The sequence below is a fragment of the Aerosakkonema funiforme FACHB-1375 genome, assembly GCF_014696265.1.
GTDB lineage: Bacteria > Cyanobacteriota > Cyanobacteriia > Cyanobacteriales > Aerosakkonemataceae > Aerosakkonema > Aerosakkonema funiforme_A.
Genome location: NZ_JACJPW010000087.1, coordinates 1 through 14,266, shown reverse-complemented (window position 1 = coordinate 14,266; position 14,266 = coordinate 1). Strand labels below are relative to the sequence as shown.

Below are 14,266 nucleotides of genomic sequence, written 5' to 3'. Positions count from 1 at the left end.
GAGGTTTTTCAGATTATGTAAGCAACAGGAAAATTTTTTGATTTTTAGCCTTATTCGGCTTCGCCAATCAGCGTAAATGCAGCCCAGTTTTTAGGTTGAGGATGTTTTTCCATTGTTTTGAGCATCGCTTGGCGTAAGGCTTGAGCTTTATCTGGATTTTGCTGAAGTTGGCGGTAAAATTCTGACATGAGTCCTGCGGTTGTATCATCCGGTACTTTCCATAGAGAGACAACAACGCTAGGAACGCCAGCAGCTATTAAAGAACGGGATAATCCAATTACACCATCTCCCGTTAGGCGACCTCGCCCCGTATCGCAAGCACTTAAAACGACTAATTCAGCGTTAAGCTTAAGATTAAGGATTTCTTCGGCGGTGAGCAATCCATTGTCTTTGTCAGAGGGGGCTAGTGCGATCGCACTTCCCAATCCTCGCATATTATCGAATTCTCCATGTGTTGCTAAATGAATTACCCGTGCATTGGACATTTGAGCAACTATAGATGTTTCGGTGGCTTGTGTTCCGATGATGGCTTTTGTATTGAATAGAGAGGCTATATCTGTGGCTTCTTTTTCTGCATAGGGGAGAGGGCTATACTGGTTAGGCATCGGTGAAGGATTACCGACTACCAAGACGGGTGCATTGGGAGAAATTTGTTGACTGTGGCGAAGTTTATGAGTTGATTCTAGGACTTGAATTGAGGGAGCGGTGAGAATAGTATGTTTTTTAATAAGGTAGTCGCCATTGGCATCTTGCAAAGCGGGGAAGGGAACGAGAAACAACTCGGCTTGGGGGATGAAAATTACGCGATCGCTAGGATTAGTCGGTAATAAGTCAGCGATCGGTTGGATGAGAATTTGGTGGAGTTGTTGCAGTGATGTCTGTCCGAAGTCTTCTACATCGTTGATTGATTTCGGTATGGTTACACCCTCTGTAAAAGAGGGAAGTCTGACTCTAAGTATGCCATTTTGAGTATCGAATGATACGACTTCCCAAGGTTCTGAGTTTGCTGTGTCACCTTTGAAGTGAATGCGATCGCCCGGTTTAAAAAGTGGTTCATTAGTATTAGCACCTCTTACATTAATACCACGACGAATACGAGGAATAAGGTTAATAAGGGATTTATTTTGTTGTCGCAATGATTTGAGGTCAACTTGGCGAAATACCTCTTCACCAGTAGGTTTAATTACCCAAATATAGAGGGCTGACTCTTTGCTATCTTCATAAATAATTGAGTATTGAACAAGAGTAGCCTCTTGAGCTTTGGCAATTTTCTTAATATCTTCCAATGTGGGGTAAGTTATGGTAGGTTTAGCTTCTGATGGGGGATTTAACCGTCTTGTTAACAAGTCAAAGAAAGCACGCGCCCTTCCTCGTTCAGCAACTTCCAGTGCAGCCGAAGTTCGATTTTGAGCGACTAGGACTTCTTGTAAGGAGCGATAGCTCCGAGCTTGTTGTTCAAAAATTGATATTTTTTCAGAATCTTTGTTACCTAAGTCTGTCCGTATAGATTCCCAAATTTCGATAGCAGCAAGTAGGTTTTTCTCTGCTTCAACAAGCTTACCTAATTTGAGAAAAGAAATACCTAAATTGTTTAAAGATATTCCTTGAACTTCGCGGTCTTTTTGTTTCTGACTGAGCTGCAAGCTTTGGGTGTAAAACTCAATCGCCCGATCGTAATCTCCCGAAGCAATGTAAGCATTACCCAAACTCGCAAAAATACCCCCCTTATGGACACGGTTTTGAGTTTGCCGCTCAATAGCTAACGACTGTTCATAGAATTTAATTGCTTGGTTATAGTCTCCCAAGGCAAGAGAAACATCACCTAAGCCTCCCAAAGCCAAAGCCTCACCTTGGAGATCTTTTATTTCCTGAGCAATGGTCAAGAACTGCCTATAGGACTCAAGCGCTTGCTTATTATCACCCAAGGCCAAGTAAGCTGCTCCCAGATTTCCTAATGCTGTACTTTCTCCCTGGCGATCTTTGAGTTCCCGTGAGATAACCAATTGCTGCTGTAAATACTTAATCGCTTCATTATAATCTCCTATGTTGTTGTATAAACGACCTAAATTTCCTAAAGCTGATACCTGTCCTTTACGGTACTTAATTTGCCGTGCTAAAGCCAAACTTTGCTGATAGTAATCAATCGCTTTGCCATAATCCCCTTGGGAGCTGTAAAATATACCGAGATTAGTAAGTGCTGCCATCTCACTGCTGGGGCTTTGGATTGAGCGTGCAAGCTGCAACTGTTGCTGATAGTAACCAATCGCTTTACTGTAATCTCCAAGTTCAAAGTAAGGTAATCCCAAATTTCCTAAAATTGCCGTTTCATCTTGTGGAGAGCGGATGTTTCTCGCTATAATTAAACCCCGCTCATAGTATTCAATTGCTTTCCTGTAGTTGTCCAAAGCATAATTGACCTGTCCTAGCCCAATGAGAGCGATCATTTCCTGTTTAGGATTGGAGATTGCTTGTGCGATCGCCAACTGTTGCTGATAAAACTCTCCTGCCTTATCGTAGCTGCCTCTGCTAAAATAAATAATGCCTAAGCCTCCTAAATTTGTTGCTTCAGCGCTGCGGTCTTGAATTTTTCTGGCAATTGCTAAGCTTTGTTCCACATAGCTGATTGCTTTGTCAGATTCACCCAAAGAATGATAAGCATCGCTCAGGTTGTGTAAAGCTTTCAGTTCATTCTCAGGGTTTTTAATTTCCCGCGCAATAGTTAATCCCTGTTCATAGTATTTAATTGCTTTTTCATAGTCGTCTAAAAGATTATATAAATTACCCATATTTAACAAGGCAAACACTTCACCGCGACGGTTTTTAAATTCTCGTGCAATATCTAAGCTTTGCTGTACGTATTCAATTGCTTGTTGATAGTTACCCAGGTTAGCAAAAGCAGCTCCCAAATTACCTAAAACTTCTGCTTCTTTTTGGCGTTCTTTGAGTTCGCGCAGGATTACTAAGCTCTGTTGGTAATACTCAATCGCTTTTTTATTGTCTGCTGAGGTAGCGTAAACAGCACCAATGTTCGCTAGAACTTCGGCTTCCCCCAGTCGGTCTTTTATTTCTCTTGCAATGGCTAAAGACTGTTCGTGATACTTAATCGCTTGGATATTATTTGATAGAGCATTGTAAACACTACCCAGCGTGGCTAAAGCCTGTGCCTCACCTTGACGATTTTTAATTTCTTGTGCAACTAGCAGTTCTTGCTGAGCAGTCTCAATTGCTTGGGTATAGTTCCCCAACTCATAGTAAGTAGTTGCTAAAATATGTAAACATACCAGTTCTCCTTCTCGTTCCTTGATTACTCGATAAAAATTTAACGCCTGTTGCCAAGAGTGAATGGCAGCTTCTAATTGATTGGTTTCATACTGTTCAGCACCTTGCTTCAGTAGTCGATCGGCTGCTTTTTTCCGAGTACTAGATAGCATTTCCACGACAAACTCTTCTGCTTCTTTATTCTGGGCGTGCCGTAGAATCGCTAAACTCTGTTCAAGATAATCAATTGCTTTATTATAATCTTGCATAGCAACATAAACAATTCCCATACTTCCTAACGCGACTCCCTCTTTTGAAGGGTCTTTGACTTCCCGATAAATAGCCAGCACTTGTTCCCAAGTCTGTATTGCAGATTCAAACTGATTGTTTTGAAGATATTGAACCCCTTGCTGTGATAAAGAATCTCCTAAATTGCTCAGAGCTTTTTTCTCTAACTCACGGTCAGGAATTTCCCGCGCCATTGCCAAACTTTGCTGTAAGAATTCAATCGCTTTAGTGTAATTTTTCAGACCCTTATAGGCTAGCCCCAAATTATGGAGAGCTTTCGCCTCTCCCAAACGGTTCTTAGTTTCTCGATAAGTATCTAATGCCTTTTGACAAAACTGCAAAGCTGCTTCAAATTGGTTAGTTTGCAGTTGTTCTCTACATGGATTCAATAAGCTGTCTGCTTCTGACTGATTAGCCTCTGAAGTTTGAGCTAACGTTTGTAGCTGTGTGAATCGCGTTGGTACAGATGAAGAGGATGGCATTGCAACAGCCGCTAGGAGGGCAGCGATACCTACGGTAAGCTTCGCTAAAGCACTCAGACCAATTTTCTGTAATCGCATAGCAGTCAATCCATTATAGGCAGAGCATTAATCACAGTATTCCCACAAGGCAAGTAAAAAGCACATATAGATGGTAGAAAATCGACTACAACAGCCAAAAGGTAACTAATCTCAGCCCAAAGCCCGAAAAATCGCACCTCTGGCAGCGAGAGATGCGATCGCTCAGGGTATGGCACTAGGATAAAGCCGTAAATCCTGACAATTTAAATTCCCTCTGAGACTATGTTTTTTAGTTTCTTAACAAGCTGCTGCTGGAAATCTGAGAAATTTTCCAAATCCCTTTCAAGTTGCTTAGTTCGGATTTCCCTTGCCTTAGCATTGGGTATTTTCGCTGCTACCTCCAATTTTTCCACAATAGTGTTAATCAAATTCTCAAAAGTTTTGTCAATTTGCTCGGTTGCTGCTGCGGCTCTGTTCATCTTGGATTCTAGAGCTTTTGTGTCTCTATCTTCCTTTGACCTTTTGCGATAATCTTCACAGTAATCAGCCAGATCCTGAAGTTGCGTTCTTCTGACTAGAGTTAATGCCGATCGCAGAAACTCAACTTCAGCTTGTACGGAACTGGCATCGCCCAGAGCGATCGCACGTTTTACGGACGCAGGAAGTGAGATATTTCCGTAGATTAAAGAGCCATTTCTACGAGGTACAATCTGACTGGCATAATCTACGGCCCTGGCAAGTGCAGATGAGTTGTTTGCATCTAAGTCGTCAATTATTCTTGAGTTTTCACGCTCTAAGTTGTTGTCGTTCATGGTTGTATTTCTCCATTAAATTAGTCAAAGCTTTAAACATTGGATTGAACTGACTGAAATCTAGGAGACTTCAGGTTTGTTTATTCCAGATTCTTACCATTTTCGGAATCATCCTCCTCTTTATAATCGTCAACAGCCTTTTGGAAATTATTTAAATCCTTTTCCAAATCCTCTAATTCTGCATCCTTAATAGAATTTTTTAGCTTCTCTGACAAAGTTTCATTCAAGATATCCTGTTTGAATTGCTTAATCCTTTCGTTAATCTCGCGACCGGAAATACTTATCTCCTGAGCGTAATTGGCTAATACTCTCTCGATTTGTTTTTCGATGCGATCGAGGACTTTTGTCCTAATAGACTTCAAACTTTCACTTCGGTCAGACAAAAGCTCTTTTAACATCAAGTTAAACTGCTGGAACATAACCTGGCTGACCTGTGACCGCATTTCTACATAAGCAAACTTTTTGTTTTCAGCTTCAGAGTCTTTAATCTCCTTCATAATGGGAAAGTTAGCTTCAACTTCATAGTCGATCAACTCCAAATCTTTCTCAGTAGATTTGGTATAACGGTGGATGGAAGTTTTTTCCAGACTTTCCAGTGCTGCATCATAAGTTCCATAGGAAGACATGATTTTGACGAGGATTGGTGAAGTCTCAATCATTATGAAAAGCAAGGTCACAAAGAGGTTAATATTAGCAATGGCTCGATCTTTTTCACTGAGACTTTCAAGGGTTTTGAGTCGCATCAGTAAACCATCTGACTTTTGCTGTTTTTCTTCAATCTCTGTTAGTCTCTTCTGGATATCTTGCTCAACCTGATCGATTTCAGCTTGGATACTTGCCAAATCTCGTTCGAGCTTTGTATTCTCTGATGCTACTTCTGCTTCAACTTTGTTTAAGTTTATTTCCAGTGCTTTTCCAATATCACCTATTCCCTGTTTTCCTGAACTTCCAAGTTGCCGACACCTGTCTGAAGAACTACCGGAAATTTCACAGTTGTAAGCTTGACGTGCTTGTTCAAGTCGTTCGTTATTTTGATTTTTTTCCTGATTTTTCTGGTTTAAGGCGGCAGAGAGTTCCGCTAACCGTGAACTTTGACGAATTTCTTTCTCCCTTTGTCCGAAAATTAAGGCATTATTGTTAGCGATTTCGGACTCAATTTCTTTGTCGAAAATCTTGATTTCCAGAGGTTTAGTAATCACTAACGCTAGCAAAACTGCTAAACTTAACCGAGGGACAGCGCTTGTTAGGGCTTCTCCCAACCCCAGGATATTCTGCTTCCAACCTTTTCGGTGTTTCTTTTTCAGATTGATGATAAAAAGTCGATCGAGATTACCGATTAATCCTAAACCCCAGAATAAACCAAAGATTGCTGAAAGGCCAACAGAACTAAAGACCGTGAAGAAGGCATAGCCACCAGAGAAAGAAGCTAAAATGGCGGTGAATAATACTGTTAAGCCAATTGAGGCATATTTATTTCTTTCCGCAGCACAGTCTTCTCTCGCTAGTATTTTTTCATTGGCACCAGCCCAGTAAAACAGAAATTTTTGGAGGGAAGTTAAGGTTTGGTTATTGACTGGTTTATTTGTTGCCATAGTTTTATTTTCTGATGTAATACAATTGAATTGAAATGGGAAATTTAGCATAGTGAATTGAGCGCAAATAAAGCGTTTATCGTTGAATATGCTTCAATTGAATGTTGCCAAATTAGTTATCAAATCAAATCGCTAGACAATTGAGCTACAGCCGGATTACAATTAAAATTGGCTTTCTCAGAATTGGCTAACGCAGGGATTCATTTTTCATTTGGCTGTTTTCCTTTAAGCTTTCTATATATTTCTTGTGCTAGGTGACATCAAATATGTAATGATGCAGCCAAAAAATTTAGTAATTTTTCCCGAAATATCTCGATCGATAAAAGTCTCAATATTTTTACGGTCAAGTTTTGTTATATTTATTACATGAGTTGATTTGATTTTCTGGTTGCTCTTTCAGTTTGATTTGAGGCTTATTCTGCTTCGCCAATGAGGGTAAATGCTGCCCAGTCTCTTGGATTGGGGTGTTGCTGCATGGTAATAAGCATTGCTTGGCGTAGCGCTTGGGCTTTGTCTGGGTTTCCCTTCAGTTGGCGATAAAATTCCACCATCAGTCCAGAGGTTGTATTATCTGGCACTTTCCACAAGGAGACGATGACGCTGGGGACACCCGCAGAAATCAAGGAACGGGATAGTCCGATTACGCCGTCCCCTGTTAAGCGTCCTCTCCCGGTGTCGCAAGCGCTGAGAACGACTAATTCGGCATTTAGCTTCAGGTTGAGGATTTCTTCGGCGGTGAGTAAACCATCATCTTTGCCGGAGGGGGCGAGAGCGATCGCACTCCCCAATCCTCTGATATCATCGAACTGTCCGTGAGTTGCCAGATGGATCATCTTTGCATTGGACATCTGTGCGACGATCGCAGATTCAGTAGCTTGAGTACCAGTAATCGCGTTGGTATTGAGCAAGTTAGCAATTGCTTTCGCTTCTGGTTCGGCATATTCTAGAGGTTGGAATGGTGCAGGCATGGGGCTAGGATTGCCGACTACCAGCACATCTTTGGCGGTTGAATTAGCAAGGCGCTGCCGTTGTTTTCGGGTTAAGTCTAATACTTGAATCGATGGGGCAGTAAGAATGGTATGTTTCTCGATCAGGTATTTGCCGTCTTTGTCTTGCAGTGCGGGGAAGGGAACGAGGAAGAGTTCGCCTTGGGGGATGAAGATTACGCGATCGCTTGGATTTTTGGGTAGTAAGTCAGCTATTGGTTCGATGAGAATTTGGTGGAGTTGTTGCAGTGATGTTTGTCCGAAGTCTTCTACATCATTGATTGATTTCGGTATTACACTTGTAGTTGCAAAACTTGGGTGTCTAACCATAAGTATGCCGTTTTGTGGATCGAATGATACGACTTCCCAAGGTTCTGAGTTCCGGTTTTCGCCTTTGAAGTGAATGCGATCGCCTGGTTTAAATGCTGCTTCATTAGTGTTGGCTCCACTCCTCACGCCAATAGCTTGACGAACGCGGGGAACCAGGTTGGCAATAGTTCTCTTCTCTCGTTCTAATTCTTTGAGATCGAATTGACGAAACGTAACATCACCAGTAGGTTTTATTACCCAAATAAAAAGGTTTGATTCCTTTCTTGAGTCAGAAATAATTGAATATACAACGATTGTGGCTTTTTGTGTTTTAGAAATTTGTTGAATTTCCACAAGGGAGGGATAAGTTATAGGAGAGTTAATCGGTGATTGAGAAGATAACCTGCTGGTCAATAAGTCGATAAAGGCACGCGCACGCCCCCCTTCAGCAATTTCTAGAGCTTCGTGAATTTTATTCTGGGCGATCAGAACTTCTTGTAAAGCGCGGTAGGTGCGACCTTGAATTTCAAAAATTGATACTTTCTCTGAGTCTCTGTTACCTAATCCTGACCGGATAGAATCTAAAACTTTAATTCCGAGGCGTAAATTTTTCTCTGCTTCTGCTAAATTGCCAGAGCGAAATAGAGAAACTCCTAGATTATTGAGGGCTATTGCTTCCCCTTGGCGGTCGCCTATTTCCTGTGTAATTTTTAGAAATTGTTGATGGTAGTCAATCGCTTTGGCGTAGTCTCTAAGCCCGTTATATGCAGCACCCAGATTTCCTAAAATGTCACCCTCTGATTGGCGATCTTTTATTTCGCGTGCTATACTCAAGCTTTCCTGATATAATTGAATGGCTCTGGTATAGTCTCCTTGCTCAAAGTAAACAACTCCTAAATTTCCTAGAATACCTTGCTTGTTTTGAGGATTTTTGACTTGTTGTGCGATTGTTAAACTCTGCTGATAGTAGTCAATTGCCTTGGGATAATCTTTGAGGTTTTTGTATGCAATGCCTAAATTTCCCAAAGCCGTTATTTGCCCCTCAAGATCGTGACGTTCGCGTTCAATCACCAAATGTTGTTGATGCCACTCAATTGCTTTGCTATAGTCTCCGATAGCGGCATAAATAAGCCCAAGACGGCTCACGGCTACTGCCTCGGCTTCCCGGTCTTTCGTTTCCTGTGCAATAGTTAAACTTTGCTGCTGAAACTCAATTGCTTTACCATAATCTCCTAAATCGTGATAAACCAACCCTATATTTGCCAGAACGTATCCCTCTGCTTCACGGTTTTTAAGTTCTTGTGCAATAATCAAGCTCTGTTGGTGGTATTCAATTGCTTTACTATAGTCTCCAAGGTTTTCGTAGGCAGTGCCTATATCTGTAAGACTTGACAATTCTGCTTGACGATCATTAAGTTCCCGTGTTATTTCCAAACTCTCCTGAAAGTATTCAATTGCCTTGTAATAGTTTCCGAGACTATGATAAGCAGCTCCCAAAGCTCCTAAAGTAGACTCTTCTCCTTTGCGGTCGTTGAGTGAGCGCTTAATTTCCAAATCTTTCTGTAGGTACTCAATAGCTTTTTCATAGTCTCCAAGTGATGAGTATGCAATGGATAGACCTGCTATGGTCGTACTTAGCCAGGGCAGATTTCTAAGTTCCTGAGCAATAGCTAGTGCGGGCTGATAATACTCGATTGCCTTGTTGTAGTTTCCAAGGAGCTGATAAATGGCTCCCAAATTTACTAGCGCCTCTCCTAGCAGTTGCGGATCTTTAAGTTCTTGAGCAATAGCCAAACGTTGCTGTTGGTACTCAAGGGCTTTGGTGTAGTTTCTCAGTTGAAGATAACCAGAGCCTAAACCTGCTAAAATTGCTAACTCAGCGCCTTTATCTTTGAGTTCTCGATAAATATTTAGTGCTTGTTCCCAGGATTGCATGGCAGCTTCCAATTGACCACGCTGATACTGCTCAAGCCCTTGTCTTAGCAGTCGCTCTCCTTCTACTTTCTGCCCATCTGTAGTTTGAGCTAACACCTGCAACGTAGAAAATCGCATCAGCAGCGGCACAGGATGAGAGGCTAATATAGTAAACAGAAGGGTAACAATTACACTCAAACCAATTCTCTGCAATTGCATAACTTTCCTTATCTTGCCTTACAACAGGTAACAACAGGTTCCGCAACAATTTTATTCAAAGCAACATCTGGATGTCGCAACAAATCTTCCCAATCTTTCGTTAATTGTGCATCCTGCGGATTCTGACGACGCAATTCAATTAGATTAGTTATAGTGTCGTACCACAAACCATTTTCAGCATAAAGGAGAATGCGATCGCGCCCACTCACTCCATCCAACTTTTGCTGCAACTCAGGTTTATCAACCCGCCATACTTCTCCATCAACATTAGCAGTTTCGCGTGAATTGCCTGGATTGCAAATAACGGATAAGGTCCAATGATATCGCTTACCAATCTCTAAAGCACTTACATTTTGCGGTAACTTTATTCCAATAATACCAGGGCTAACTGTTACTTCAAAGCTATCTTTATAAACTGTATTTTCTTGCTCATCTACTAACATGAACTCCACAGGAGTTGTAGACTTAACCTGTTCCGACACATAAAACCAAAACGTCGGACGTTCAGCTATGGTTAACCCTAAATTAGTCCCTGGAACTAATGCAATTAAACGCGATTTCCCTGCATCATTACAAGCATCACGAGTTGCTGCATCTCCTCGATATCCGGGTGCGCCTTCAGGAGGTAAACTGAAACGGATAGGGGTTGCAGCAGTTCGCTGGTTGGAAGGTGTAGGCGATCGCGAGGGAGATGGTTGAAGAGATGGCGTGGGTGTTGGCGACGCTTGGCGAGGGCGCTGTTGTGCTATCTGTACCGATGATGGTGTAACCTCCACAGATGCCCCAATTGAGGAGGTGCAACCGGGTGCTAATGGTAAGGTCAAAGCTAGTATTAAATTTTGGAGTCTCCAGTTCATAAAGAAGGATCGTAATATTTAAGTGTGTATTTAATGGCGAAATCAAAACGAAGCAATCTTGTTCTATGCCTGTCAGTATCAATATCCCAGTTCTGATAACGCCGTGATTACTGCAAACTTACAAGCCTTGCTCATTCTGGCCTATTTGCTCAACCAAGATACTATCGGCAATTTGAGTTAAGAGATGGGATTTTGAATTTGTCGGTCTTTGGCTGCTGATGTCCTGATAGTGCTGCACCTCCCCTCGCATCGGGTGCGCCTTGAGGAGGTAGCCCGATAGGTGGTCGAGGTTGTGTAATAGACCCGTTAGGTATACTGATATCACTACAATTTCCAGCTAATTTCCCATTTAAGAAGGTGTAACCGAGCGCCAAAAGTAAGGTCAACCCTAGTAGTGTTAGAAGTTGGTATTGCCGTTTCATAAACTTGGTGGGGGAAGTTTAGAAATAAAGTGCGATCGCCGTAACTGGGATCTGCTGTACGTGACTATACTTGCACCTGTCAATATCAAAGCCAAGCATGATGGCACTAATGGCACCCAGCTACCTTGTATAAAGAGGAAAAAGCAAACTCCGTACAAGGTGACGATAGCCACAATCAGAACCAATCCCAAGCTTAGTATTCCCCGAATTCGCCAAGCGATCGCACCTCCCACCAAAGACCAACCCCAAATCCACAGCGCATCACCCCAAAAAGGCCAAACTCCCAACAACGGACGACCGTCTAACACAGCGCTGATAATCTGACTCACCATTTGCGCTTGAATAAAAACGCCTTTTGTAGCTCGATCTGAGCGCAAGCTGAGACTGTAAGGTGTATAGTGATTATCTTCATCTGGAACAGTAACACCAATAATCACAATCCGGTTTTTCACGAAGTTAGGGTTAAAGTTACCAGTTAGGACATCTCTCAAACTAACCTGTTTGGCAATTTTTTGAGAACGGTAATTGAGCAATATTTGGTATCCTCGATTATCTAACCCTCTATACCCTTCCGAATCGGGTTCCAAACGTTTTAATCGCACTTTCCCCAACTGTAAATATTTTTCATCGTAGTTAAATTGAGGCTCAATTCCTTCTGTAACTAAATAATAAAGTGCTAATTGAAAGCTTAAGGAAAATTCGGTACGACAAGGAGAACTATCATTAAAATTCATAGACCACAGATAGCGACGGAGAATTCCATCGTTATCTTTGATAACATCGCTAAATCCTAAACGTTCTTTGGGGACTTCTGGTGGGGGTTGATAACCTTCTTTGTCTCTGGGCGGTTCATTGACTTTGCATACAGCAATGAAATTATTAGTTTCCCGCAACCGTTTTGCTAATTCAGGTTGGTCGCGCCGCACTGGGAAATCCCGATAAATATCTAAGCCAATTACTCGCGGTTGCAATGGCTCTAGTTTCTTCAATACTTGATTGAGTGCTGCATCAGCTAAAGACCCCCGTCTCTCCATCCCCATACGGTCTTGATATTGCAAATCGGTTTTATCAACTGTAATAACCAAAAGGCGACGGTCTGGCCCGTCATCTGGTTGCAGTCTTATCATCTGATCATAAGCTTTTAACTCCTGTGTTTGCAACCATCCCATTTGTCGCACACCCAACACTAAGGCTGTAATTGCTACACTGGCAACCAAGATGGGATGTGTGAAAATTCTTGTTAGTGGATGGGGTTTTAAGGGTTTGCTTTCTATATTGATTGATGGAATAGCGCGATCGCTTTCTATCCCATCTCGCAACTGTTGCCAAGTTGGAGGAATTTGAGCCGGATTTTGATATATTACTGGCAACCAACTAGCACAGGGAAACTTATTTTCTAATCCTTGCAACCGTTCCCGCGCTTTCCGCACAGACAGATATAAGGATTCACCTTTTGAATATTCTTGGAGAAAATATTGTAAAAATTCCTGTGCTACTTTATCGGGAACAGGTTCTCGCATCACGATTAGTTGTGGAATATGTAAATCGGCTAATTCCCGTGCTAATCCCAATCCATCACAGGAGTTGAAAATTGCAATCCTCAATCCAGCCGCGATCGCTTTTGTGAGAGCGTTTCTTAATTGGCTAATTGTCAAACTATCCGTTTCATTGATAAAAATGCGTCCCTTGTTTCCTTCCGTCCTACTATGACCTGCAAAAAATAAAATATCCCAGCTTTGTTCCCACAATTTATCATTAATATCCTTTCGCTGCGGTTCGGGGAGAAAGGTAACAGCAGCATCCGGTGTGTTCTGCAATGATTCCTCGTCTGAACCGATATCAATATTAGTGCTATTTCCTAAAATTGCTAAGATATTAACTTTATTTTTACTTGGATATACTTGGTTAATTCGTTGGTAATCTGGAAGGCTAATAGCTAATTCTGCATTAGGACGGCGAGTGAAAAAATCCCATAAATGCCAAGGAAGTCGCTGCAAACGCATCTCTTCAGTTTGCAATAGCACCCGTACTGTGTCCGAGGGCTTTACTTCCTCAATTAATCTTTCACGGATAGAACGAAATTTTGGTGAATTTAGCCAGTTATTCAGTTGAGTAATAATAGGTTCAGCCGCATTGTTGCACTCTTCTATTGTTGAAAAATTTGTTACTTGACCATCTGGAGCATTTAAACTCCGAACTCGGTCTAAACGCCAATAAATTGATTGCCAGTCGTCGTAATCTTCGGCAATTTCTGGTGCTGGTGGTAACTCGCCTGTGATTTCGAGAAAAGGGCGATCGCCTTCTTCTCCTATCTGCAATATCACGGGAAAACCTTCTGATTGAAAGTTACCTTTTCCTATTCTAAAAATAACTAATTTACTCATTGCATTACCAAAGCCCCGTGTTAATCTGGATGGTGGATCTACCCTCAACCCCTCGATCGGCTTACAGTAAACCCGTTAACAAGAGTATGGCTTCTCTCGTTAACGGATAAGTGTAAAATTTAACAAGACTTTAACGATTAGATTGACCACCGAAAAATGCCGAGAGGATAGCAGCACCCACAGTCAAGACTTCCATTGTCCGGGTGGTTCCCATTGTAGTGTCGCCCAGGATGTTCCCTTCCGTGTCCACTATCATATATTGCTGACCGTTTGGCCCTTGATAGTGGAGCATAAATCCATCTTCGCCTTCTTGATACCCTATATATTGTGCAAAAGGATGGTACTGAGCGACGATTTCGCTAAACATACGGTGCATTACTTGTTCGGAAGCAGACATATCCAAACTCCTGGTGTTTTTGCCTTACATCTAGTTATCGGGATGGAGAGGCAAAGTTATGTAGGTATCCTGTGTGTTTAAATGTAAAGTTTTATAAAGTTTGTGCGATCGCAGTTTTTCAGAAGTGTTTAGGTTGAATCAGTAAGCTTCTGCATCTATCATTTATTTGACTTTCTCAACTCTTAAAGTTTATTGCTTTTTTTGGTCGGTTAGTTTATCGTACTGGAGTTTAGACTAACCGCGCTTTAAGGCGCGGTTAGTCTAAACTCCTAGCAATCCAAAACCCCTCAGCTTCTAGCTGAGTCAGAAAGAGCGATTAAATCAGGAT

7 protein-coding genes are annotated in these 14,266 nt (G+C 41.8%); all 7 read right to left on the bottom strand.

What is annotated here, in order from left to right:
- Window positions 1-50: 50 nt before the first annotated feature.
- The 7 genes from H6G03_RS26635 to H6G03_RS26600 all read right to left on the bottom strand — a co-directional run bounded on the left by H6G03_RS26635 (window position 51) and on the right by H6G03_RS26600 (window position 13,938).
- Entirely contained in the window at window positions 51-4,106 is a 4,056-nt protein-coding gene (locus tag H6G03_RS26635) for a CHAT domain-containing tetratricopeptide repeat protein (RefSeq protein ID WP_190471153.1), read from the bottom strand.
- 203 nt (window positions 4,107-4,309) lie between these two features.
- Window positions 4,310-4,858 (bottom strand): hypothetical protein, encoded by a 549-nt coding sequence (locus H6G03_RS26630; protein ID WP_190471150.1) that lies wholly within the window; start codon window positions 4,856-4,858, stop codon window positions 4,310-4,312.
- An 80-nt stretch (window positions 4,859-4,938) separates the two neighbouring features.
- Window positions 4,939-6,450: a DUF4407 domain-containing protein gene (locus H6G03_RS26625; RefSeq protein ID WP_190471146.1), complete on the bottom strand. Its 1,512-nt coding sequence runs from the start codon at window positions 6,448-6,450 to the stop codon at window positions 4,939-4,941.
- 413 nt (window positions 6,451-6,863) lie between these two features.
- Window positions 6,864-9,878 (bottom strand): CHAT domain-containing tetratricopeptide repeat protein, encoded by a 3,015-nt coding sequence (locus tag H6G03_RS26620; RefSeq protein WP_190471144.1) that lies wholly within the window; start codon window positions 9,876-9,878, stop codon window positions 6,864-6,866.
- An 8-nt stretch (window positions 9,879-9,886) separates the two neighbouring features.
- On the bottom strand, window positions 9,887-10,735 hold the full coding sequence (locus H6G03_RS26615; protein ID WP_190471141.1) for a DUF928 domain-containing protein: 849 nt from the start codon (window positions 10,733-10,735) through the stop codon (window positions 9,887-9,889).
- 418 nt (window positions 10,736-11,153) lie between these two features.
- The gene (locus H6G03_RS26605; protein WP_190471134.1) at window positions 11,154-13,541 is read right to left on the bottom strand and encodes a CHASE2 domain-containing protein; all 2,388 of its coding nucleotides are present in this window, start codon (window positions 13,539-13,541) and stop codon (window positions 11,154-11,156) included.
- A 130-nt stretch (window positions 13,542-13,671) separates the two neighbouring features.
- Window positions 13,672-13,938, bottom strand: a complete 267-nt coding sequence (locus H6G03_RS26600; RefSeq protein ID WP_190471131.1) for a hypothetical protein — start codon at window positions 13,936-13,938, stop codon at window positions 13,672-13,674.
- Window positions 13,939-14,266 lie beyond the last annotated feature (328 nt).